General features: G+C 67.1%; 21 protein-coding genes. 13 read left to right on the top strand and 8 right to left on the bottom strand.

The annotated features are described in order from the left end of the window. Positions 1–149: 149 nt before the first annotated feature. Both rlmH and rsfS read right to left on the bottom strand, forming a co-directional pair. Positions 150–620, bottom strand: a complete 471-nt coding sequence (gene rlmH / locus PMES_RS01655; protein ID WP_159963799.1) for a 23S rRNA (pseudouridine(1915)-N(3))-methyltransferase RlmH — start codon at positions 618–620, stop codon at positions 150–152. A 6-nt stretch (positions 621–626) separates the two neighbouring features. Beyond that, positions 627–1100 carry a ribosome silencing factor gene (rsfS, locus tag PMES_RS01650; RefSeq protein ID WP_159963798.1) on the bottom strand — a complete coding sequence of 158 codons (474 nt, stop codon included), beginning with the start codon at positions 1098–1100 and terminating at the stop codon, positions 627–629. Between the two features lie 132 nt (positions 1101–1232). Here rsfS and PMES_RS01645 point away from each other — a divergent pair, with 132 nt between their 5' ends. After that, positions 1233–1442, top strand: coding sequence for a hypervirulence associated TUDOR domain-containing protein (locus PMES_RS01645; protein WP_159963797.1), 210 nt, complete (start codon positions 1233–1235; stop codon positions 1440–1442). Positions 1443–1455: 13 nt separating this feature from the next. Next, a complete protein-coding gene (locus tag PMES_RS01640; RefSeq protein ID WP_159963796.1) occupies positions 1456–2505 on the top strand; it encodes a YihY/virulence factor BrkB family protein in 1050 nt (349 codons plus the stop codon). Here the strand turns inward: PMES_RS01640 and PMES_RS01635 are convergent. Further along, positions 2498–3148, bottom strand: a complete 651-nt coding sequence (locus PMES_RS01635; RefSeq protein WP_328809142.1) for a Crp/Fnr family transcriptional regulator — start codon at positions 3146–3148, stop codon at positions 2498–2500. The genes PMES_RS01640 and PMES_RS01635 overlap by 8 nt on opposite strands. 176 nt (positions 3149–3324) lie before the next feature. Here PMES_RS01635 and PMES_RS01630 point away from each other — a divergent pair, with 176 nt between their 5' ends. Beyond that, a complete protein-coding gene (locus PMES_RS01630; RefSeq protein ID WP_159963794.1) occupies positions 3325–3681 on the top strand; it encodes a hypothetical protein in 357 nt (118 codons plus the stop codon). Here PMES_RS01630 and PMES_RS01625 read toward each other — a convergent pair. Continuing rightward, a complete protein-coding gene (locus tag PMES_RS01625; protein ID WP_159963793.1) occupies positions 3668–4039 on the bottom strand; it encodes a hypothetical protein in 372 nt (123 codons plus the stop codon). The two genes, PMES_RS01630 and PMES_RS01625, sit on opposite strands and share 14 nt — an antisense overlap. A 3-nt stretch (positions 4040–4042) precedes the next feature. After that, positions 4043–4339: an ElaB/YgaM/YqjD family protein gene (locus PMES_RS01620; RefSeq protein WP_159963792.1), complete on the bottom strand. Its 297-nt coding sequence runs from the start codon at positions 4337–4339 to the stop codon at positions 4043–4045. Between the two features lie 184 nt (positions 4340–4523). Between PMES_RS01620 and PMES_RS01615 the strand changes: the two genes are divergently transcribed. Next, positions 4524–4688 carry a DUF1328 family protein gene (locus PMES_RS01615; protein WP_159963791.1) on the top strand — a complete coding sequence of 55 codons (165 nt, stop codon included), beginning with the start codon at positions 4524–4526 and terminating at the stop codon, positions 4686–4688. Positions 4689–4811: 123 nt separating this feature from the next. Here the strand turns inward: PMES_RS01615 and PMES_RS01610 are convergent, their stop codons facing one another. Then, the gene (locus PMES_RS01610) at positions 4812–5639 is read right to left on the bottom strand and encodes a response regulator (protein WP_159963790.1); all 828 of its coding nucleotides are present in this window, start codon (positions 5637–5639) and stop codon (positions 4812–4814) included. A gap of 134 nt (positions 5640–5773) precedes the next feature. On the opposite strand from PMES_RS01610, the gene PMES_RS01605 reads away from it, so the two are divergent. The 5 genes from PMES_RS01605 (at position 5774) to PMES_RS16810 (ending at position 10088) form a co-directional block, all read left to right on the top strand. Continuing rightward, on the top strand, positions 5774–5896 hold the full coding sequence (locus PMES_RS01605) for a NepR family anti-sigma factor (protein ID WP_159963789.1): 123 nt from the start codon (positions 5774–5776) through the stop codon (positions 5894–5896). Then, a complete protein-coding gene (locus PMES_RS01600) occupies positions 5886–6443 on the top strand; it encodes an RNA polymerase sigma factor (RefSeq protein WP_159963788.1) in 558 nt (185 codons plus the stop codon). Before PMES_RS01605 ends, PMES_RS01600 begins: the two co-directional genes overlap by 11 nt. Before the next feature lie 2 nt (positions 6444–6445). After that, complete coding sequence (locus tag PMES_RS01595; RefSeq protein WP_159963787.1) at positions 6446–8185, top strand: sensor histidine kinase; 1740 nt, start codon at positions 6446–6448, stop codon at positions 8183–8185. Continuing rightward, a complete protein-coding gene (locus PMES_RS01590) occupies positions 8185–9801 on the top strand; it encodes a phospholipase D-like domain-containing protein (RefSeq protein ID WP_236549661.1) in 1617 nt (538 codons plus the stop codon). Before PMES_RS01595 ends, PMES_RS01590 begins: the two co-directional genes overlap by 1 nt. Positions 9802–9953: 152 nt before the next feature. Further along, the gene (locus PMES_RS16810; protein ID WP_268892399.1) at positions 9954–10088 is read left to right on the top strand and encodes a hypothetical protein; all 135 of its coding nucleotides are present in this window, start codon (positions 9954–9956) and stop codon (positions 10086–10088) included. Between the two features lie 666 nt (positions 10089–10754). Here PMES_RS16810 and PMES_RS01585 read toward each other — a convergent pair. Together PMES_RS01585 and PMES_RS01580 are read right to left on the bottom strand one after the other, a co-directional pair. Next, positions 10755–17039 carry a translocation/assembly module TamB domain-containing protein gene (locus tag PMES_RS01585; protein WP_159963785.1) on the bottom strand — a complete coding sequence of 2095 codons (6285 nt, stop codon included), beginning with the start codon at positions 17037–17039 and terminating at the stop codon, positions 10755–10757. Continuing rightward, positions 17039–18787 carry an autotransporter assembly complex protein TamA gene (locus PMES_RS01580; RefSeq protein WP_236549657.1) on the bottom strand — a complete coding sequence of 583 codons (1749 nt, stop codon included), beginning with the start codon at positions 18785–18787 and terminating at the stop codon, positions 17039–17041. Before PMES_RS01580 ends, PMES_RS01585 begins: the two co-directional genes overlap by 1 nt. 683 nt (positions 18788–19470) lie before the next feature. Here PMES_RS01580 and leuC point away from each other — a divergent pair. The 4 genes from leuC (at position 19471) to PMES_RS01560 (ending at position 23038) form a co-directional block, all read left to right on the top strand. Beyond that, positions 19471–20877 (top strand): 3-isopropylmalate dehydratase large subunit, encoded by a 1407-nt coding sequence (gene leuC, locus PMES_RS01575; RefSeq protein ID WP_159963783.1) that lies wholly within the window; start codon positions 19471–19473, stop codon positions 20875–20877. Next, positions 20877–21482: a 3-isopropylmalate dehydratase small subunit gene (gene leuD, locus PMES_RS01570; protein WP_159963782.1), complete on the top strand. Its 606-nt coding sequence runs from the start codon at positions 20877–20879 to the stop codon at positions 21480–21482. The genes leuC and leuD overlap by 1 nt, the downstream gene beginning before the upstream one ends. Positions 21483–21776: 294 nt before the next feature. Then, positions 21777–22610, top strand: coding sequence for a hypothetical protein (locus PMES_RS01565; protein WP_159963781.1), 834 nt, complete (start codon positions 21777–21779; stop codon positions 22608–22610). Between the two features lie 98 nt (positions 22611–22708). Next, complete coding sequence (locus PMES_RS01560; RefSeq protein ID WP_159963780.1) at positions 22709–23038, top strand: hypothetical protein; 330 nt, start codon at positions 22709–22711, stop codon at positions 23036–23038. The last annotated feature ends 38 nt before the right edge of the window (positions 23039–23076 follow it).

Here is a 23076-nt window from a genome sequence, read left to right as displayed (position 1 = left end):
CGTCCTGCCTGTCTAGCTTCTGCGCCCGGCCGGGAAAAGGGTGCGCCGGAAAGCCCCGCGCGCGGGCGGCGCGGAAAAGCCCGTGCGCGCGGGCGGCACGGATGGCCCGCCGCGTGCGGGCCGGGTGCCGCCATGCGCTCCTGCGACCATCAGGCCCGGTGATAGGGCCCGCCCGCCAGGATCGTCGTGGCGCGGTAGAGCTGCTCGGCGAGCATGACCCGCACCAGCATATGCGGCCAGACCATCGGGCCCAGCGACAGGCGCATGTCGGCACGGGTCAGCAGGTCGGCCGTCAGGCCGTCGGCCCCGCCGATCACGAATACCGTGCCGGGATCGCCCGCATCGCGCCAGCCGGCGATGGTCTGCGCCAGTTCGGGAGAGGACATCTGCCGCCCGCGCTCGTCGAGCGCGCAGATGCGCGTGCCCTCCGGTATCGCCTTGTCGAGCAGGAGCGCCTCGCCCTCCTTGCCGCCGCCTTTCCGGTCCTCGACCTCCTGCACCGCGAGGGGGCCGAGGCCGAGGCCGCGCCCGGTCCTGTCGAACCGGGCGACGTAATCATCGAGCAGCTGACGCTCGGGGCCGGCCCTGAGCCGGCCCACCGCACAGATCGCGACCTTCATGGGCGTTCAGCGATCCGCCTGGGCTGCGGAATTGGGACCGACCCACATCTTCTCGAGCTGGTAGAACTCGCGGACTTCCGGCCGGAAAACATGGATGACGACATCGCCGGTGTCGATCAGCACCCAATCCCCGGTATCCTTGCCCTCGACCTTGCTCAGGCGGCCGTGATCCTGCTTGAGCTTGTCCACCAGGCGATCGGAGATCGCGCTGACCTGGCGCGAAGAGCGTCCCGAGCAGATGACCATGTAATCGGCCATTTCGGATTTGCCGCGCAGGCTGACCTGCACAACGTCTTCGGCCTTGTCGTCGTCCAGCGATGCAAGGATGATATCGAGCAATGCTTCGCTCGTCAGAGCCGGGGCATCGTCGGTCATGCCGAGGACACTCCGGTGAGCGGCCGTGCCACCGGCCGCTGTTTGGTCAAGAGACAGGACATCGTCCTCCTTCGTAGCGCGCCGGAACGCCCCGGCGCAGGGCATAGTGACAATATAGAGACTGAACGGTGCGATCTCAATCGTTGTGGTCCCAATTCGGCGCAGCGCGCTACATTCCGCCTCGAAGGAACCGCGACGATTGAGGCGGGTTCCCCTGTTTTGACCGGGGAGAGCGTCATGGCAAGCTACAAGATCGGCGAGACCGTCGAATGGAGCTGGGGCGGCGGCACGGCGAAGGGCAAGATCACCGAACGATTCACGAACAAGGTCACGCGCAAGCTGCAAGGCAGCGAGATCACGCGCAACGCCACCGAGGACATGCCCGCCTACCTGATCGAACAGGAGGACGGCGCCGAGGTCCTCAAGCTGGCATCCGAATTGAATTGAACCGGGAGACGGGATGACGGCCGAGAGCGCACAGACGGGCAGCGAGCAGAAACGCCCGACAGGGAGCCTTCATCCGGGCCTGACATGGCGCGACTGGTGGTATGCCTCCAAGGCGGTGTTCATGAACATGAACGACACCAATCTGGGGCTGATCTCGGCGGGGGTCGCCTTCTACGGAATGCTGGCGCTTTTTCCCGCGGTGGCCGCCCTGATCGCGATCTGGGGCTTCATCGCCGATCCAAGCGTGGTCGAATCGCAGATGATCCTGCTGCGCAAGTTCATCCCCACGGATGCCTTCGTGCTGCTCGATGACCAGGTGACGCAGCTGGTGCGCGCCAATACGCGCACCCTGGGCTGGGCGACGCTGATCTCGACGGGGGCGGCATTGTGGTCTTCGCGGGCCGGCGTCGCGGCCCTGATCCGGGGGCTGAACGCCATCTACCGCGAGCGCAACAGGGTGGGCCTGCGCCAGATCCTCGCCGCGTTCGGGGTGACCTTCCTGCTGATCTTCGTGGCGATCATCGCGCTGACCTCGGTGGTCATCATGCCGATCTTCCTGGCCGTCCTGCCACTCGGCCCGCTGACCAACATGGCGATCTCCACCGCCCGCTGGCTGATCGTGATCGCGGTGGTGATGTCCGGGCTCGGCGTGATCTACCGCTACGGGCCGAACCGGCGCCATGCGCGCAGCGCCTGGCTGACCCCCGGCGCGCTGCTCGCCGTCGCGATCTGGGCGGCGGCGTCTTACGGGTTTTCCTACTACCTGACGAATTTCGGCCGCTACAACGAGATCTACGGCGCGCTCGGGGCGGTGATCGCCCTTCTGATGTGGCTCTATATCAGCGCCTTCGTCGTGCTGCTCGGCGCATCGCTCAATGTCGAGCTGGAGATGCGCACCGCCGAGGACAGCACCGTCGGCCCCGACCGGCCGATGGGCGAACGCGGCGCCGTCGCCGCCGACACGCTCGCCCCCGATTCGAGTGCCGCCCTCGCCGAGGCCGCCCTGCCGACGACGCAGGAGCCGCCACCGGGTGATGTCATCAAGGCCGAGGAGACTACATGAGCGGACGCTGGCGCAGGGGACCGATCTCCATGCCGGCAATCCGCGCCAGCTCCTCGAGCTTGGTGACCCGAAGGGTCCCCTCCGACCAGAAGACCAGTTGCCGCTCGCGCAGCTTGGCCAGCGTCTTGTTCGTGTGGACGAGCGACAGGCCAAGCGCATCCGCGAGATCCTGCTGCCTGTAGGGAAAGGGAAGCCCGTTCTCCTCCAGAAGATCGATCGCCGCCGCCCGCTGGTGTATCTTCACGAAAGCCCAGGAGATACGCTCGATCGCGGAACGCTGGCCGACCGTCGTCAGCGCCTCGCCGAGGAAATGCTCCTCGCTCGACACGAGCCAGGTCAGATCGAAGGCCCTGTCGGGATGCGACTTGAAGACCTGGTAGAGCTCGGAGCGGTTGAACACGCAAAGCCGCATGCGCGAGGCCGCGTCGACCGAATGCTCCATCTCGCTCATCAGGCTCGCCTGCAATCCGATGAGATCACCGGGAAAGACGAAACTGATCACCTGCCGGCGCCCGTTCGACAGCTGCTTGGTACGCATGCCCATGCCGGAAAGCACCGTGTAGAGCTGCGAGCTGCCGCTTCCCTCGGTGAGAATCTGCGTGCCGGCCTCGACCGTCATCTCACCTGCCTTGAACTTCTCCATGAAAGAGACCTCGTCGGAAGTCATCTTGCGGAAAAGCGGCAGCTGTCTGAGAGGACATCTCGAACATGGCACCACCATCGGTTTTTTCTCCCTGCAACGTCACAGTTTAATGCGCCCTTCTGCGCAATGTTCCAGAAAGCTGCCTCGAGTGTTTACCGATTGTTCGAGGTTTCAAGATGAGGACCGGCTTAATCGTTCAGAGTTCGGCTTTGGTAGCCGAGGATATCAAGGATGTCGTCTGCGAACTCTTTCCGGGGATCAATGTCACGATCTGCGCGGACTTCAGGCGGGCGCGCGACTGGCTGTCGCGGGCGGTCTCCCTGGATCTGGCCATCGTGCCGGCGCGCGACGCGCTGGCGCAGGACCGCAAGATCATGTCGGCCTTCGCGCTCTATGGCACGCGCGTCGTCCTGATCGCCGAGAACGCCAATCCTCTCGGCGATCACCTGCCCAAGGCCACCGTCCTGCGATCGCCCTTCACGGACGAGATGCTCCATGCCGCCCTGACGGAGCTGAAGCTCAGCGACGCCTGATCAGGCGTCCCGCCTCGATCCCCAGAAGCAGCGCCTCGAGCAATCCGGTGCCCGCGGCGAGCGGGCGGCGCGGACCGGGGGCGGGCGGCACGGCGCGCGCCGGCGCCGCACTCGCGGGCGGAGCCGGAACGGGACGGCGCCCCAGGAACAGGACCAGCAGACCCGTCCCGAAAAAGAGCATGCCCAGGGCCACGCTGGCCAGGATCGGACCCAAGGCGAGCTCGATCAGGAGCCACAGCGCGACCGTGAGGAATGCCAGGCCCGCGCCCAGAAAGAGCGCCCCGACGATCCCGAAGACGATCCTTCGCGCCACGAGGCGCGCCCGAAGCTCCGCCCAGGCCGAGAAATGAGCCAGCATGCCTCAGCCGCGACGGCTCAGAAGGCCGATGAGAAGCCCGATCAGGGCCGCGAAGCCCACCGCCTTCGCCGGGTGATCGCGCACGTAGCGCTCGGCATCCTCGACGGCCGTCTCGGCACGCAGCTGAACGTCATCCGCCTGCTCGCGCGCCCTGTGCTTGAGCTCGCGGCCGGCCGACTTGCCAAGCTCACCCATCGTCTGCGTCAGGGCGGCAATGTCGCTCTTGAGCGATTCGACCTGACGTGACAGATCCTCGACCGAAGCCGTGGTCTCGTTGTTTCGACCGCTCGATTGCGCCATGGGATAGTCCTTTCTGATTCCGGTCGCCGCGTGCCCTTGAGCCCGGCGGCAACCATGGTGATGCAATTTGGTGTCAACACGCAAGCGTGACCGCGGAATACCCGTAAAAACGCGAAGCTTCCCGGAACCGCACGTGCACGGACGTGTTGCCTGTCCAACCGAGCTCTACACGAAGGAGACAAGGGTGACAAAGACGGCAATGCTATTTCTATGCGCGGCGCTTCTCGCTGGCCTGATGGGCTTCGGCGGAACCGCTGGCACGGCTGCGCTGGCCCAGCTCATGTTCTTCTTCTTCGTCGCGCTGTTCGTCGGAACGATCGTGTTCGGCGCTGCGAAAAAGACAAACTGATCTAGGTCAGGCTCGAAACGATGAAAGGGTGGCTCCGAGGAGCCACCCTTTTTTTCGTGTCTGGTATTTCGATGCACAGAGGAAGCGGCCCGCGGGATCGCCGCCCCGCCCCGCTCCGCCCCCTTAGGCGTGCGCCTTGAGCGTTTCGGTGCTGGCGAAGAACATCGCCTGGCTGACCGCCGAGCGGACCTGATCCTCCGAGTAGGGCTTGGAGATCAGGAAGGCCGGCTCGGGCTTGTCGCCGGTCAGCAGGCGCTCGGGGAAGGCGGTGATGAAGATCACCGGGATGTCGCCGAACTGCGCGAGGATGTCATTCACCGCGTCGATGCCGGACGAATTGTCGGCAAGCTGGATGTCGGCGAGGATGAGGTCGGGACGATCCGAGGAGCCAAGCTCGACCGCCGCGCTGCGGGTGCGCGCGATCCCGGTGACGTCATGGCCCATCTCGGTGACGATGGAATGGATATCCATGGCGATGATCGCCTCGTCCTCGATGATCATGACCTTTCCGGCCATTGACCGCTCCATCTCGGCGATCGCGATCCCGACAAGGCTCTCGGCCTCCTCGCTGGTGGTGCCCATGATCTCGCCGACTTCCTCGAAACTGAACGATTCGATGGTCGAGAGAAGAAGCGCCTCGCGCGTATTGTTGGTGAGGCCGGACATGTGGTCGAGGGCGCGGCTCTCGATCCGGGTCTGCGGATCCTCGGTGTCGGCGGTGGGCGCGCCGGCCGTGGACCATATCTTGTGGAAGGCCTGGAAGAGCGCGACGCGCGGCTGCAACCCGTCGGAGAAGATCGACCGGTCCTGCAGGATCGCCTCCAGCGTCGCCGCCGCGTAGTTGTCACCCGTGCCTTGCGAGCCCGTAAGCGCCCGTGCGTAGCGACGGAGATAGGGAAGGTCGCTACCGATCGTGGCAGAAATATCGCCGCGCGCTGTCGTCTCAGTCATATGCAGGTGTTCCTCAATATTCTCGGCGTTTTTGTTGGAACCAAACTCGCAACTCCGGCGTTTGTTCCAAAATCTGGCAGAAAAAAGTTATGCGTGGGCGCGGAATGACAGAAAACAAGGATGTGTCTAAAGTGATGAGACAGATCGATGAAAACCTGCGTCGCGTGTATCGGGAGGAACCTGTCGAAGAGGTTCCTGACCGGTTTAAGGATCTGCTGAACCGATTGAAAGAGCAGGACCCCTCGAATGCCAAGTAATGCCGACCCGCGTGATGAGCTGGTCGAACATCTTTCCGCACTCAGGGCCTTCGCCATGTCCTTGACGCGCAACTCCGCCGCGGCGGATGATCTCGTGCAGGACACGATCGAGAAGGCGTGGAAGAATATCGAGAAGTTCAAGCCCGGCACCAACCTGCGCGCCTGGCTCTTCACCATCCAGCGCAATGCCTTCTACTCGTCGCGCCGCAAGGCCCGCCGCGAAGTCGCCGATGTCGACGGCGTGATGGCTGCGAGCCTTTCGGAGAAGCCGGCCCATGACGGGCGTCTTGCCCTTGCCGATTTCCAGAAGGCTTTCGAACAGCTCCCGGTCGAGCAGCGCGAGGCGCTGATCCTCGTCGGCGCATCGGGCTTTGCCTACGAGGAAGCGGCCGAGATGTGCGGCGTGGCGGTGGGGACGATCAAGAGCCGTGCCAATCGCGGACGCAAGCGGTTGACCGAACTTCTCGGAATGGCCGACGGGGAGGATCCCGTCATCACCGACGCAGCGACAGCATCGGTCATGGCTGCCAATCTGCATCAGCGCTGACCATGCTTGCACCGCTCAGAGGCTTCGACGGGCTCAACAGGCTCGATGTCCGGCTCGTACTTCTGCTCGGGCTGGCGCTGCTTCCGATCGGCATCATTGCAATGGTCCAGACCTACCGCGTGATCGAGGATTCGGACGCGCGGCTCGAGGCAGCCCTGCTCGGCGAGACGCTCGAGGCGGCCGCGGTCGAACGGCAGGTCATCCTGCATACCCGCGGCGCGGCGCAGTCGATCGCGCGGATCATCCCCGGCTATAACGAGGACCCGAAAACCTGCAGCACGGTTCTCGACCGCTATGCCTCCTCGATCACGGATATCGCCTTCGCGGCCCATGTCTCCGAGGACGGGATAGTGCGCTGCGGCAGCGCGGCTGTGGGCACCGACCTTTCGAGCACCGCGACCCACACGCAATATGTCGAGACCGGCCTCCCCTTCGTCGGCGCCACGCTCACCGCGCGCCAGACCGAGGACAACCTGATCAACGTGGTCGAGCCGGTGGTCGACGGCAACCGCCCCGACGGCTACGTCATCCTGTCCTTCCTCCACGACGCCATCGTGATCAATCCGCCCGGGAACAATGGCGGCCCCCGTCCCCTCGACACGATCACCTTCAACGATCGCGGCGACATCCTCAGCTCACAAATCGGACTTGAGACCGCGCTCGATCGCCTTCCGGTGAACCGGGCGCTTTCGATGCTGGGCGGCAATGGGACCGGAACCTTCGAGGATGTCGACCGCACCGGTGCACAGCGGCTCTATACTGTCGCTCCGCTCCTGCCGGGCTCGATCTACGCGCTTTCCATCTGGGAGCCGTCGGCCGGACGCACAGGCGGGCTCACGGCCATGTCGGCAGTGCTCTTTCCGTTCCTGATGTGGCTGATCAGCCTCGCGGTGGCCTATTTCGCGGTTCACCGCCTTGTCACCAGGCATATCCGTTCGTTGCGCCAGAACATCCGCGCCTTCTCGAGCACCCGGCGCACGCTCAGCAATGTCCATCTTGACGAGGCGCCGCTGGAGCTGCGCGAGGTGATCGAGGCTTTCGTGTCGATGACCCACCAGATCGCGCGCGACGAGGCCGAGCTTGAGAACGGGCTGCACGAGAAGGACGTGCTTCTCAAGGAGGTTCATCACCGCGTGAAGAACAACCTCCAGCTCATTGCCTCGATCACCAACATGCAGATCCGCAAGGCCCAGAGCCCGGAGACGAAATTCGTCCTGAAGCGTCTGCAGGACAGGGTGCTCGGCCTCGCGACGATCCACCGCAATCTCTACCAGGCGTCGGTCCTGTCGAACGTGCGCGCCGATACGCTGATCGAGGAGCTGACGGCACAGATCACCCGCAATTCGATCACGCCGGCGGCCGGCATCGATCTCGAACTCGATATCGCCCCGGTCAGCCTTTATCCCGACCAGGCCGTTCCCCTGTCGCTGCTGGTGACCGAGGCCACGACCAACGCGATCAAGTATGTCGGGCGCCCGACCCCGGATGCGAAACCCTGGATCAGCGTCGTTCTGAAGGCGGCAGACGAGACCGGACAGGTCAGGCTGGTGATCTCCAACTCGATCGGCACGCCCGTCAACGCGCTGCCGGAGGGCGAGGTGCCCGGGCTCGGAAGCCAGCTCATCAACGCCTTCGTCATGCAGCTGGGCGCCGTGTCGCAGGTGACCGAGACCGGCACGCAATACGAGATCAACGTGAAATTCAGCCCCAGCGATTTCACCGCCGAGGATGCAGCAGCGTGATGCGTGACGACAATCGCGATCCCCACCAGACCGCGGCAGCCGGCGAGGCGCGTGAAGCGCCGGGCCCCGACATGCCGCAGCTCTTCCTGACGGCGTCCGAGGCGTTCCCCGCGCTCGAGCGGGCCTTTCTTTCGGCCGAGGACCGGATCGTCGCCGGCTTTCGCATCTTCGATCCCGCCACCAAGCTACGCTCCGACGAGGGCCTGGCCATCGGCGAGACCTGGTTCGACCTGCTCGTCCATACCTTCTCGCGCGGCATCTCCTTCGATCTCATCCTGTCGGATTTCGATCCCATCGTCTCCTGGGACACCCACCAGGGAACCTGGGCCAGCCTGCGGCAGATCTGGGCCGCGGCGGAGCTTGCCGGACCCGAGGCCAGGGTCACGGTGCGCCCCGGCCTTCACCCGGCCAAGATCGGCCTGCTGCCGCGTGTCTGCCTCTGGCCAAAGGTCAGCGGCGAGCTGCGCGAGATCGCCCAGGCGCTGAACGCGCTGGAGCTTCCCCATCGCAGCTCCGCCATGCGCCATCTTCCCGGCCTTGCCGATTTCCTGCAGCGCGGCGAGGTGCCGCCGGGCGATGTCGCATTGCGCCGCAGCGGCCCGCCCCTTCTCTATCCCGCCTCGCATCACCAGAAGCTCGCCGTGATCGACGGCGAGACGCTCTATATCGGGGGGCTCGACCTCAACGAGCGCCGCTACGACACGCTGGAGCATGACAGGCCCGCCGAGCTGACATGGCACGATGTGCAGATCATGACCCGGGGACCCGTCGCGAAGGCCGCCGAGGACTACCTGCGCGCGGTGCCGGAGATCGTGCGCGGCGCGCAGGCCCCTCCCCCCGAGCAGCACGGTCTCGTCACGACCCTGTCGTCGCAGCGCCGCTGGTCCGGCCCCTATCTGTCACCGCAGAAGGTCCGGCGCTCGATCCTCAAGACCATTCTCGACGAGGTCGCCGCCTCGCACAAGCTCATCTATTTCGAGACGCAGTTCTTTCGGGACCGCGGCCTTGCCCGCGCCCTCGCCGCCGCCGCGCGGCGCGATCCCGAACTGACGCTGGCGATGATCCTTCCGGCGGCACCCGAGGTGATTGCCTTCCAGAAACGCAAGAAACTGGACACACGCTTCGGCGAGTTCCTCCAGGCGCGCTGCGTCTCCACCGTGCGCAAGGCTTTCGGCAAGCGCGTCTTCTTCGGCTCCCCGGCGCAACCGCGCGGCCCGGTCCTGCAGGACGGCCCCGAACACCGGGACCGCCATTTCGGCGCGCCCATCGTCTATGTCCATGCCAAGCTTTGCATCTTCGACCAACGCGCCGCCATCGTCTCCTCGGCCAATCTCAACGGGCGCAGCCTGCGCTGGGACACGGAGGCCGGAATGCACGTGCAGACCCCCGGCTTCGCCGCCCATGCCCTGTCGCGCGCGATGCATCACTGGCTGCCGGAGGACAGCGCGCGGATGGCCAGCGATCCCAACCGCACGGTTCGGGTCCTGCGGGCACAGGCGGCCCGCAACGCGCGGCGCGATCCGTCGGAGCGCGAGGGGTTCATCCTGCCCTACAATGTGCGCGTGGCCCGTGACTTCGGTCACGATCTGCCGATCATTCCCGACGAAATGGTTTGAGAGCCCGCATTCCGAACGAATGAACCTTCGGCGGAAAGTTGCGTAGATCGCGGTCGATCCGCGCTATTGTTGCCAAATTCGGAACAGGACATCCGGGATTGACGTTGATCCCCCAGACTGCATGATGCGGCAATCAAACCCGGAGGTTCCAGATGCAATTTACGCCGTTCATTCCGCTCCTGCTGGCAATGATCTCCGCGGCCGGTGCGATACTGGTGGCCAGGTCGGGCAAACCCGAGCGCCGCGAGCTTCGTGTCAGGATCGATCCGGCGGAACGCCGGCGCTGACGCGCAGAAAAACGCGTGCCCCCGGACGGGGATGCCGCTCCGCGCGGCTGGATATGAACACCCTCTGCCTGCCGGCCCCTGGTCGGCAGGCATTTATTTTGAATTATCCTTTCTGCCCAAGCTCCACGCAGCAGGAACTTGCTCTCCGGACGGTCCTTGCTTTCGGCGCGCATGCCGGTCCGGCTCAACCGCCGACCCTGCGCATCACGCCGCTACCGCGAGGATTGCGTGGTCCGGCAAAGCCGTCCGAGCAGGAACGAAGCTCCAGTCCCGCCAGTCATACCTTGCAGGAACTGCCACATAGGTCGCCCAGGCTGACAGCGGTCTGAGCCATGTGGTCGAGGCCCCCGGCGCACCCTCGGCCTTGTGATGCGGAGTGGGCCAGCGCGCTCCCTATGAGTGGCTTTGCTCTTTCGGCCGGTCGGTGCGCGATGAGCATGATGCACTGCCCGATGGGGATGCGATGCGCATGCCTTTTTCTTTGTTAGGGAACCAACACGAAGGTCACGCCCCCCCCCCCCCCCGTGGGTGGGCGGCATTCGGGGGCCGTCCGTCTCCGGTGTCGGTGCGGCTCCGCCGGGGGGCGCACCCTCTCATGCCGGCGGTGCTTCGGCACGGGCCCCATGCGCGCGGCGAGCCCAAAAGCGCCGCCGCGCGCATGGCCGGTCAGTAATCCTTCTCGAAGAAGATCCCGAGGCTCGTCTCGCCGCTGCTCGACGCCCCGCCCTTGACCGTCAGCGACGGGGTCAGGTCGAGGTTGAGATTGATCTCCGCGTCGCCCTCGCTCCCGACGGCCACGTCCGAATAGACGTTTTCGGAAATGTACTTGCCGGCACGCAGGCCCACATTTCCCTCCTCGTCCGTGGTCACGTCCAGATCGTCGAGGCCGAAATTCTGCCGCAGCTTGCCGATCACCCCGTCGCCGCCGCGCCCGGCAAGGGTCGCGACCGCGGAGGCGAGCTGTGCCGCCTGTAGCGCGGAGATCGATTCGATCGAGCGTCCGAAGAGCAGGCGGGCCAGCACCTCGTCCTCGGGCAGTTCCGGCTCCGACAGGAAGTCGATATCGGGGCTGAGCGCCGGTCCCTCGACGACGATGAGCACGGTGACGTCGCCGGTATCGGTGCGCACGACGAAGCGGATGAAGGGGGTGAAATCGCCCTGCAGCGTCACCTGCCCCTCATCGAGCACAAGGCGTTTGCCCAGAAGGTCGATCCGTCCCCGGATCAGGTCGAACTGCCCTGCCGGGATCACGTTCGCCGTCGTTCCCTGTAGGGTGAGTTGTCCGCCCAACTCGGCATCGAGACCGCGCCCGCGGATGAAGATCTGGTTCTCGGCGATGATCCTCAGATCCAGCGGGTAGGCGACGCGCGTGCCGCCGCCATCCGACGCACCATCCTCCGACCCATCCTCGATCAGGCCGGCACGCCGGCGCGTGGCCCGTACCGCCTCCGGCTCGCTGACATGGGTGATGCCGTCGGGGATCGGCCCCGTCGCACCGAGCCCGGTCGAGGGGATGCGCAGATCCGTCTGACCCAGCACCAGGGTGCCACCGATCCGCGCGCCGCCCGCCAGGGGACCCTCGATGGCCACCGTGCCGTCGACGATCGTCCTGTAGAGTTCGGGATCCTCGACCACGAATTGCTGCAGCGCGATGCGAAGATCGGCATCGAACCCGCCCAGCAGGGTGATCGGGCCGGAGACGGTCACGCGTCCGCCCTCATCCTTGCGCGCCGAGCCGTCCAGCACCACGCGGCTGTTCGCAATCCGCGCCGTGAGGGCCAGATCCTCGAGCACAGCCTGCAAGCCGGGATCGACGAATCGCGCGCCGCTGGTGCTGATCTCGCCCGAGAGCGAAGAAAGCGCAAGCGGGCCGTCGAGCGAGACATCGAAGCGCGCCGTGCCATTCAGGGAGCGCGGCATCAGGACGGTGTTGGCCAACCCGAGCGGCACCTGTCCGCTCGCGTCGAGCGCGGCGGTCGAGAAGTCGCGTGCGAGCGTTCCATCGACGGCAAGCGCCACCCCGCCGGGGCCGGTCCCCTCGATGTCGAGCGCAAGCCCGCTGCCGGCCTCGCGCAGGCTGCCCGCGACACGTGCCGGACCGGAGATGCCGGCGGCGAAGGGGGCGATGTTGGCGATCCTGACCGCGAAGTCGAGATCGCTCGCCCCGCCCAGGATCGTGCCATCCGCCGTGGCGGTAAGCTGCGATCCGTCGAGCGAGAGACGCTCGAGCCGTATCGGATCGCCCGCCGCGTCGCGCGACGCGCTGGCCGCGAGCGTCATCTGCCCGCCCAGCAGCCCGTCCGCCGTGCCCAGCCCGGCACTCAGGCCGCGGGTCCGGGCCGAAAGATCGACGTCGAACCGCGACAGGTCGGTGCGCAGCCCGCCAGAGGCCTGCGCCTCGAGACTGCCGCCAAGGCGCCGGCCGGCCAGACCCGAGAAGCGTCCCAGGTCCGCCGCCTCGACGCGCGCGTCGCCCTCGATGAGAGGCGTGCCGCCGGCGATGTCGCTGATCTCGGCGGAGGCCGCGACCATCGCGCCCGCGCCGGCCGCATCGAGCGTCACCTGCCAGGCCGCGCCGATTTCCTCGGCAACGATCTCCGCCGTGGCCGCCCCGCTCAGTCCGGCGGCGAGCTGTCCGATCTCGGTCAGGCGCAACTGCGCCTCCAGCGCGCCGCCATCCCCGTAGCGGCCCTCGGCGCTCAGCTCCATCTGCGGATTGCGCAGCGAAAGGGCGGGGATGTCGATCACGCTGCCAAGCTTCATCACCTCGCCCGACAGGACGGTCCGGCCGGCCAGAAGCGCGTCGGCCTGCGCGATCCCGATCGCCAGATCCTGCGCTTCTCCCGAGAAGGACAGATCGGCGCGCGCGGCGTCGCTGGTGCCGCTTCCCTCGATCGACAGGGTGATCGCACCGCCAAGCTCGCGCCCGGCCAGTCCGGAGAAGCGGCCAAGCTCGGCCGCCGCCAGTTGCGCCGTTCCGCTCAGGCTCTGCACCTCGCGGTCGAGCCCGCGCAGCTCCAGGTCGGCATCGAGCGCCACGTCCGCGCCGCGCCCGTCGAGGACGACGTTCCACACGCCGTCCTGTCCCACGGCATTGATCTCGGCCACCGCCTCGCCGCTGAGTTCGGGCACGATCTGCGACAGCTCGGACAGGCGCAGGTCGGCACGCAGCTGTCCCTGCTCGGGCGCGTAGCGGCCCTCGCCGTTGACCTGCAACCGGGGATTGGCGATGCGCAGGCGCGGCAGGAAGATCTCGTCGCCGCTCTTGCGCATCCGTGCGGTCATGGCGGTCGTGCCATCGAGAAGCCGGTCGAGCTCGGCCTGTCCCACGGCGAGATCCCTGAGCGTACCCTCCGCGTCCAGCTCGGCGCGCGCGAAATCGCTCGTGGCGCTGCCTTCGAGGGCAAGCTGAACGCTGCCGGCAAGATCACGTCCCGCGATCCGCGAGAACCGCGCCAGATCGGCCGCCCCGAGGGCGGCCGTGCCGCCGATGGTGAATGCCGATTGGTCGAGATCGGTAAGCTCGGTATCGGCGGCGAGCGTGATCCCCGCCCCCTCGCCATCGAGCAGCACCGTCCACAGGCCGCCCTCGCCGGATGCATCGAGCGTCACCGTCGCCGGCCCCGAAAGCTCGGGCACGATCGCGCCAAGCTCGGCGACCGCGACCTGCGCCGTGACGGCACCGTTCTGCGGGCTGTAGCGTCCCTCGCCGGCGACGCTGATCTGCGGGTTCTCGATCCTTGCCCGCGGCAGGGTGATCTCGTCACCCGATTTCGCGGTCTCGAGCGCGATGGTGGTGGTGCCGGCCAGGAGCCGGTCGAGATCGGGCTGGCCAAGGGAGAGGTCCCGTGCCTCGCCATTCGCCGTCACCGTCAGCTCGGCCAGGTCACTGTTGCCGCTGCCCTCGATATCGAGCGAAAGCGCGCCCCCGAGGGGACGTTGCGCGAGGCGCTCGAAGCGCGACAGGTCGGCGGCGCTGAAGCTGGCGCGCCCGGCGAGCGATTGCACCTCCTCGGCCAGCCCCTCGATCGCGACATCGGCGTTCAGGACGACATCCGCCCCTTCGCCCTCGAGCACCGCCTGCCACACGCCATCCTCGCCCTGGGCATCGAGCACGAGCCGCGCCGGGCCGGAGAGCTCGGGCACCACGTCGCCCAGCTCGGCCAGGGTCAGCTGTAGCTCGGCCTGGCCATTCTCGGGGCTGTAGGTGCCGCCGCCGGCAAGGCTCATCTGCGGATTTTCCACACGCAGGCGCGGCGCACCGAACTGGCTGCCCTCCCGCGTCAGCTGCGCGTCGATCGCCGTCTGGCCGGCGAGAAGGCGGTCGATATCCTCCTGTCCGATCTGCAGATCGCGCAGGCTTCCCTCGACGCTGGCATCGATCGACATCGCGTCGGTGGTGGCGGTTCCATCGATGGTCAGGGCGATCCCGCCCGCGATTGGGCGACCGGCGAGCCGCGCGAAGGGCGCGATCTCCTCTGCGCGGATCGCGACGTCGCCGGTGACGCGCTGCACGGGCTGGTCGAGCCCTTCGACATCGACATCGGCGGCAAGGGTGATCCCCGCGCCGGCACCGTCGAGGACCACGGTCCAGATGCCGTCGGCGCCGCTGGCATCAAGCTCCAGGGTTCCGGGGCCGGAAAGCTCGGGCATGATCTCGCCGAGCTCCGACAGGCGGATCCGTGCGTCCACCGCGCCGCTCGCCGGGGCATAGCGGCCCTCTCCCGAGGCGGTGATCTGCGGGTTCTCCAGCGACAGGCGCGACAGGGTGATTTCCTTGCCCGCCTTGGTCGCGGCCAGATCGAGAACCGTCTCGCCGCCCATCAGGCGGTCGAGCTCGGCCTGCCCGATGCGCAGATCGCGCGCGGTGCCCTCGGCCGTCAGATCGAGCGCACTCAGATCGGTTCGCGCCGAGCCGGCGAGCGAAAGGGCCACGCTGCCGCCAAGGCGGCGATCGGCAAGCCCCGAGAAGCGCGCGAGATCCTCGGCATCGAGCGTCACCGTGCCGGTGATCAGCGGTGTGCTGTCGAACTGGCCCGCTGTTCCCGATCCGCTCACCGTGGCGCCCGCCCCGCTGCCTTCGAGCGCGACCTGCCAGATCTCGGCCTCCTGGCGGGCGGTCAGCACGACGCGGCCCGGCCCCGACAGGGCACGGTCCATGCGCGAAAGCTCCGCGATCGCAAGCTCGGCGCGTGCCTCGCTCGCCTCGGATTTGAGATCGGCATTCGCCGTCAGCTCGACATGCGCGCCATCCAGCGTCAGCTGTTCGAGCCGCGTGCCGGTCTCGTCGCGGTCGGCCCGCAGCACCAGCTGCGTCTCGCCCTCGAGCAGGCCGTCGATCTGCGGAATGCTCAGTATCAGGTCGCGTCCGGTGCCGGTCAGCGCCACGTCGAACGCGCCATTGAGCACCGCCGCCTCGAGCGACAGGTCTGCCGTGAGGCCACCGCTGATGGGCCGTCCGGCAAGACCGGAGAACGGCGCCAGGTCCTCGGCCTCGAGCGTGGCCGTCAGGGCCGCCGGGATGCCTTCGCCGGCGGGATCGAGCTGCCCCTGCCCCTCGAGCCTGTAGCTGGCCCCGTCGAGCACGAGCTGGCCGAGCTGCACCGGCGTTCCGCTGACCCATGCGATCTCGGCCCGGCCCTGCGTGCGGCGGCCCAGCGCCTGCTGCAACCCGCCATCGTCGAGCGACAGACCGTCGGCGATGAAGTCGAAATTCGCCGTGACGGCGAGCGTGTCATCCTGCGAGATCACGCCGGCGCCGTCGAGACGCAGCTCCTCGATCTCCAGGTCGTTCTGCTGCAGCTCGCTGATCACCACCTCGCCGGACCACGCCTCGCCCTGCGACGCGTCGAAGCCCAGGTCGAGAATGACCTGCCGCACCCGCGTATCGCCCGCGCCGAAAGGCAGGAGGACAGGGCCGTCCTCGCCCGCGATCCGCCCGGTGAGCGCGAAACGCTCCGGCACCTTGTCGGCGCCCAGCGCGGCGGAACCCTCCAGCAGGAGCGACTGCGCGGCAAGGCTGAAATCGTCGAGCACGAGGCGGCCGTCGGGGAACTGCGCCCCAGCCGCCCTGAGCGAGATGTCCGGCCCGAAGAAGGGGCGGTATGTCGGCGAGAAGACGGGCGCGATGTCGCCGCTGATATCGGCGGCGAAGCGGCGGGCGCCGCCATCGGCGTCCTCCTTGAGCGTCACGGTTCCCGCGATGCGCGGCTCGCCGTCCGTCTCCAGCGTCAGGGCCGCCTCGAAATCGGAAAGCGGACCGCTGCCCTTGATCTCGGCGGTGAGCGCCGGGCGCCCCGGCAGGTCGGCAAGGCTCGCGACGATGCCGTTGGGCCCCTCGACGAGCGACAGATCGAGGGTGAGCACCTTGTCGTCATTGGCATAGCTGCCGGCAAGCGTCAGCGTGCCGAGGTCGCCGTCGAGCCGTTCGGCATTGATCGAAACCTCCCCCTCTCCATCGTCGAGCGAGGCGGCGCCGGCGAGGGTGACGACGGCCGGGCGTCCGAGAATCGGCTCGCCCAGCTCGACCCTGTCGATCGCGAGCTTCTCGATACGCACGGAAACCGGCAGGTCCGGCAGGCTGAACGGCGTGGCCTCGGGAGCGGGGGCCGACGGGTCGGCGTTCGCGAGCCGCGGGATCGACAGGCGCACGGCCGAAAGCTCCTCGACCTCCAGCCGCCCGCGCAGCAGCGCCGAGCGGTTCCAGTCCAGCACCGCGTCCTCGAGCGTGAGCCAGGCACCCTCATCGTCGGAGATGACCAGCGTCTCGATGGTCGCGCGCGAGCTCAGCGCGCCCTCGAAGCCGCGGATGCGCACATCGAAGCCGGGCCCCGAGAGGGCCTTCTCGATCTGGCGTTCCAGGAAGCCGCCGCCGTCATCCTCGTCATCCTGGGCATGGACCGGCAGGGCCAGCATGAAGATCGCGGTGAGAAGAACCAGAAACCTGTGCATCAGAACGCCTGCCCTATGCCAACATATACATCAAATCCGCTGCCACCGCCGCTCACCGGCGCGGCAACATCGAGCCGGATCGGCCCGATCGGGGTCAGGTAGCGCAGCCCGAGACCGGCCCCCGCGTGGCTGTCGCCATTGCCGCCGAAAGTCTCATCGCCGACATAACCGTAATCGGCGAAGGCCACGACGCCGATCTTGTCGGTCACCCGGCCGCGCAATTCCCCTGAAAGCCCGACGAAGGAGGCGCCCCCGGAGGAGGTGCCATCGGGCAGGGTCACGTCGAGCGACTGGTAGTCCTGCCCCCGCACGCTGCCCCCGCCGCCCGAGTAGAAGCGGTAGTCGTTGGGCACGGATGTCAGCTCGGCACCGATGATCGAGCCGCCCTGCACCCGGCCCGCCAGCACGATCCGGTCCTCATCGCCAAAGCCGACATAGCTGCGGGTATCGAAGGTCAGGCGTGCGCCGCTGCCGGTCTCGCCGAACCCCGCGAAAGGCGTCAGGTCGGCTTTCAGATAGACGCCCTGCGCCGCGTCGAGCGGTTTCTCGCGCGTGTCGTAGGTCACTTCGCCCGGGAAGGTGAGCATGCTGTAATCGGTCTCGCCGCGGGCATCGGTCACGCGGGAGAAACGGTAGGCAACGCCCAGCTCGGCCTCCAGCTCCTCGCTGAAGATATGCTTGAAACCGAAGCCCACGCTGCCGATCCGCGAGGTGTAGTCGGGCTCCTCCAGACGCGCGAGCTCGGCCAGGACGTAAAGATCGGTATCGGGGGTCAGCGTCGCCGGACGGCTGTAGCGGGTGGCGAAGCTGTAATCCATACCGCCCGTCTTGCCGCCGATCCCCGAGACCTCGCCCTCGACGCGGAGCCGCTCCGCCCCGCCCAGCAGGTTGCGATGCAGCCAGAAGCTCGACAGGGTCACGCCTTCGACCGAGCTGATCTCGGCGCCGAAGCCGAAGCGGCGGGGTTTCTGCTCGGTGAGCGTGGCGATGATGTCGAGGCTGCCATCGCGCTCCAGCGTCTCCGCCTCGGTCAGCGCCACGGCCGAGAAGACCCCGGTGCGGCGCAGGCGCTGGGCCGAACGCTCCAGTTCGGAGGGTGAGAAGATCTCGCCGCTGGGAAGGCCCGCGATCTTGCGCAGCCGCGCCGGGCGCACGCTGTCGCCGCCCCGCAGGATCAGGTCCCCGAAGGTGACGCGCGGTCCGGGCGCGATGGCGATGGCGGCATCGAGCTGGTTCTGCGCATGGCGCGCCGTGATGTCCTGTCCGGCGGCGGCGGCCTTTGCATGGCCCTCCTCGCGCCAGCCGGTCAGGGCCGCCTGTCCCGCGTCCTCGATCGCCGGGGTCCGTGCCGGTTGGCCTGCCGCGAATCCCTCCGGCAGCTCGGTCTGCTGCGCCAGCGGCGCGACCTCGGCCCGCCCGAAGGTGTAGACGGGGCCCGGCCTGACGGTGACCGCGATCCGCTCTACCGCTCCCAGGGGGGCGAGGGGCGGGATCTCGGCCGCCTCGCGCCCGTTGACGAGGATGCTGACGATGCCGCCGAAATGTCCCTCGGAGTAGAGCGCCCCGACGAGCCGGCCGTAATCGGCACGCGCCGCGGCGAGCAGCTCTTGCGCGTTGGTGACGTCCTCGCCCTCCGCTGCCACGAGAAGCGAGGATTCGCGCAGCGTCTCCGCAAGATCGCCATCCGCGCCGGGGGTCTCGAACGTGACCGTCTGCGCGGCCACGGCACCGGCCGCGCAAATGAACATGACCGCCGCCCCTGTCATGCGGCTTCTCGAATCATAATCTGACACTGCGGTCCCCCACCCTCGTATGACGATCCAATCCTAGAGCGCCGCCGCCACGCTGGCCAGAAGTGGTCGATCACATTCGCCTTTATTCTTGCAAATGCGCATTCCGGGGACCGGAAACCGGGGCGCGCCGGGCATGATCCGGAGGGTCCCGTCGCCGCACCGGAACGGGGCTGCGGAGAGGCGCGGGGGCCATGGTCCGCCGGCCGGGAACGACGAGGAATACCGGTCCCGGCGCACGGATCGCGCGCATGGCAATCTTCACGGGCGTGCGGGCGGCATGGGCATGGGCATGGGCATGGGCATGGGCATGGAGGAACGCCCGGCGATGACGAAAACCGGGCCGATCCCGGCGCCCGCCCCGCCCCGCCCGGGCCCGAGCCTCGGCACCGAAGGGACGACCTGCCCCGGGGGCTTGCGCGGCGGCGCGGGCCGGCCCGACGCCTCAGCCTTGATAGGCGGCGTGATCGACTGTATTTCACGAAGCCATGATACGTGTATTCGATCTGGCCGACCGCACCCGACTGCCTTGGAGGTTCCACAGGCTGGACCTTGCGCTGTGCGCCCGACTGTAGCTGCGCCGCCGGCGGCCCGCCGGCTGCCTTACGTTGTCCAGTTCACCCCCCATGAAAGCTTTTCCGATGACCGGCAAGACCCTCTACGACAAGATCTGGGACGCCCATGTCGCCCATGAGGCCGAAGACGGCACCACCCTTCTCTACATCGACCGCCACCTCGTCCACGAGGTGACGAGCCCGCAGGCCTTCGAGGGGCTGCGCATGGCGGGGCGCAAGGTCCATGCGCCGGACAAGACCATCGCCGTTCCCGACCACAACGTGCCCACCACGCTGGAGCGCAACAACGGCATCATCGACAACGAGGAAAGCCGCATCCAGGTCGAGGCGCTCGATACCAACGCGCGCGAGTTTGGGGTGCATTACTACCCGGTCTCCGACATCCGCCAGGGGATCGTGCACATCGTCGGCCCCGAGCAGGGCTGGACGCTTCCGGGCATGACCGTGGTCTGCGGCGATTCGCATACCGCCACGCATGGCGCCTTCGGGGCGCTCGCCCATGGCATCGGCACGTCGGAGGTCGAGCATGTGCTCGCCACCCAGACGCTGATCCAGACGAAGTCCAAGAACATGAAGGTGGAGATCACCGGCACGCTCGCCCCCGGTGTCACCGCCAAGGATATCACCCTGTCGATCATCGGCAAGACCGGCACCGCCGGCGGCACCGGCTATGTCATCGAGTATTGCGGCGAGGCCATCCGCTCGCTGTCGATGGAGGGCCGGATGACGGTCTGCAACATGGCGATCGAGGGCGGCGCGCGTGCCGGTCTCGTCGCGCCCGACCAGACGACCTTCGATTACGTGAAGGGCCGGCCCCACGCGCCCAAGGGCGCGCAATGGGAGGCGGCGATGGAATGGTGGAAGACCCTGCATTCCGACGATGACGCCCAGTGGGACAAGGTCATCACCCTGCGTGGCGAGGACATTGCCCCCGTCGTCACCTGGGGCACCTCTCCCGAGGACGTGCTGCCGATCACCGGCCGCGTTCCCGAGCCCGGCAGCTTCGGCGGCGGCAAGATCGAGGCCGCGCAGCGCTCGCTCGACTACATGGGCCTGACCCCCGGTACGCCGCTCAGCGAGATCGAGATCGACACCGTCTTCATCGGCTCCTGCACAAACGGGCGGATCGAGGACCTGCGCGCCGCCGCCGCGATCCTGAAGGGCAAGAAGATCAAGGACGGGCTCCGGGCCATGGTCGTGCCGGGCTCCGGCCTCGTGCGGGCGCAGGCCGAGGAAGAGGGCATCGCCGACATCTTCAAGGACGCGGGCTTCGAATGGCGTCTCGCGGGCTGCTCGATGTGCCTTGCGATGAACCCCGATCAGCTTGCCCCCGGCGAGCGCTGCGCCGCGACTTCCAACCGCAATTTCGAGGGCCGGCAGGGCAAGGGCGGGCGCACCCACCTGATGAGCCCCGCGATGGCGGCCGCGGCCGCCGTCACCGGCCGGCTCACCGATGTCAGGGAGATGATGTGATGGACAAGTTCGAGACACTCACCGGGGTGGCCGCTCCGCTGCCGCTGATCAATGTCGACACCGACATGATCATCCCCAAGCAGTTCCTCAAGACGATCAAGCGCACGGGGCTTGGCAAGAATCTCTTCGACGAGATGCGCTTCGACGAGAACGGGGCCGAAAAGCCGGATTTCGTCCTGAACAAGCCTGCCTATCGTGACGCCGAGATCCTCGTGGCCGGCGAGAACTTCGGGTGCGGATCGAGCCGGGAGCACGCGCCCTGGGCAATCCTCGATTTCGGCATCCGCTGCGTGATCGCGCCGAGCTTCGCCGACATCTTCTACAACAACTGCTTCAAGAACGGCATCCTGCCGGTGGTCCTGCCCGCAGAGCAGGTCGAGACGCTGATGCAGGATGCGCGCAAGGGGGCCAATGCCCGTATGACGGTCGACCTGGAGCGTCAGGAGATCACCGCCTCCACCGGCGAGGTCTTCCCCTTCGAGATCGACAGCTTCCGCAAGCACTGCCTGCTCAACGGGCTCGACGATATCGCTCTCACGCTCGAGAAGGCCTCCGCGATCGAGGGATTCGAGAGCCGGGCCGCACAGTCGCGCCCTTGGGTCTGACAGGGGGACGACGTTAGACATGGCGGCTCATTGGGGCCTGCCGCCCACCGGGCACAACATATGGGGCCAGCCATTCGGCTGGCCCCTTTTACGTTGCAAGCTTGATGCATTACCGCACCAGGTTTTCCACGAAAACGCCTTACAATTTCGCAAGGATATGAGGAACCTTGATCGGCGTAGCGAAAGTAGGCCAAAGTTGGGCAAGAATGAGGCACACCGCCCCTGGGGGCGGAATCAAGTTGGGACCAGGCACTGGCAGCGCATCGGTGCCGTCCAGGCTGAGGGACTAGGGCAGTGATCGTAAGATTGGCAGGGGCAATTTTCCGCGGCATTCTCGTCGCCATGCTCATCATGAGTCCGTCCCTGATGCTGCCCAATGTCGGCGCGGACGGGGCCCAGATCGTCGCGCTCATCGCCATCTGCGCCGCCATCCTGACGATCTTTGAATACGGCTCGAACTACCCGTGCCTGTTCGAATTCCGCGACGCGCCCCCTTTCAACCGCATCCGCTTCTTCTCGCTGCTGCTCACAGTGGTGCTCCTGTCGCTGATCGCGCGCGGGCAGCAGATGCCATCCAGCCTGAGCACCTTCCTCGCCGTGGCCGGGCATATCGTGGCAAGTTCGATCGACTTCCCCTTCAGCCCGGTGCGCCTCGTGATCCTGATGCTGCCCGAGGGAACCTCGGATGAAAGCCTGTTCATGCTGCGCACCTCGGCGGGACTCGCCTATCTCGCCTCGCTCTTGTCGATGGCCGTCTTCATCCTGGCGATCCGCCGGCGCGACTGGCCGCTGCGCGGTGGACAGTTCAACGTCTGGGTCAACCTGCCCACTTTCGATCCCACCGCCAATGGCGACGTGGTCTACAGGTTGCGGCGCGACGGGCGGGTGAATATCGCGCTCGGCTTCATGCTGCCCTTCGCGATGCCCGCCGCGGTGAACGCGGCCTCCTCGGTCTTCGGCTCGCTCTCGCTCGAGGATCCGCAAACGACGATCTGGGCCGTCGCCGCCTGGTCCTTCCTGCCGGCCTCGCTCTTCATGCGCGGCATCGCGATGAGCCGCGTCGCCGCGATGATCAGCGAAAAGCGCCAGAACACGAGCGACATGGAGAGCGCATTCCTGGTCGCCTGACAGGCCTTCGGGCACTCCTTGGCGCCGCACTCCTCGGCGCCTGCCCCCTTCACGGCATGACGGCCGCCGGCGCCCAGACGGAACAAGCCTCCCCGGACATGCCCCTGCCGCGCGCCGAGGGCACCCTCCTGCGCATCGCCACCTACAACACGGAACTCTCCGCGAAGGGGCCCGGCCTCCTTCTGCGCACGCTGCGCGCGGAGCCGCTTGCCGGGCGCGCCGCCTGGGTCGTGTCGGAACTGGCACGTGTCGATCCCGATATCGCGGTGCTGCAGGGGATCGATTTCGATCACGACGGGCGTGCCCTTGCGGCGCTCGCACGGCGGCTCGAGGAGGCCGGCGCCCCCTACCCCTACCGCTTCGCCCTGCGGCCGAATGCCGGCATGTGTAAGCGTTTCCTGGCCCGCACCTTCCCAATTCTCACCTGACCTGAGATTTCGCACCTGACGGAGATTAGGGCAGGAGT

This window comes from Profundibacterium mesophilum KAUST100406-0324 (assembly GCF_009835145.1).
GTDB lineage: Bacteria > Pseudomonadota > Alphaproteobacteria > Rhodobacterales > Rhodobacteraceae > Profundibacterium > Profundibacterium mesophilum.
This window is presented reverse-complemented; position numbering and strand designations above follow the sequence as displayed.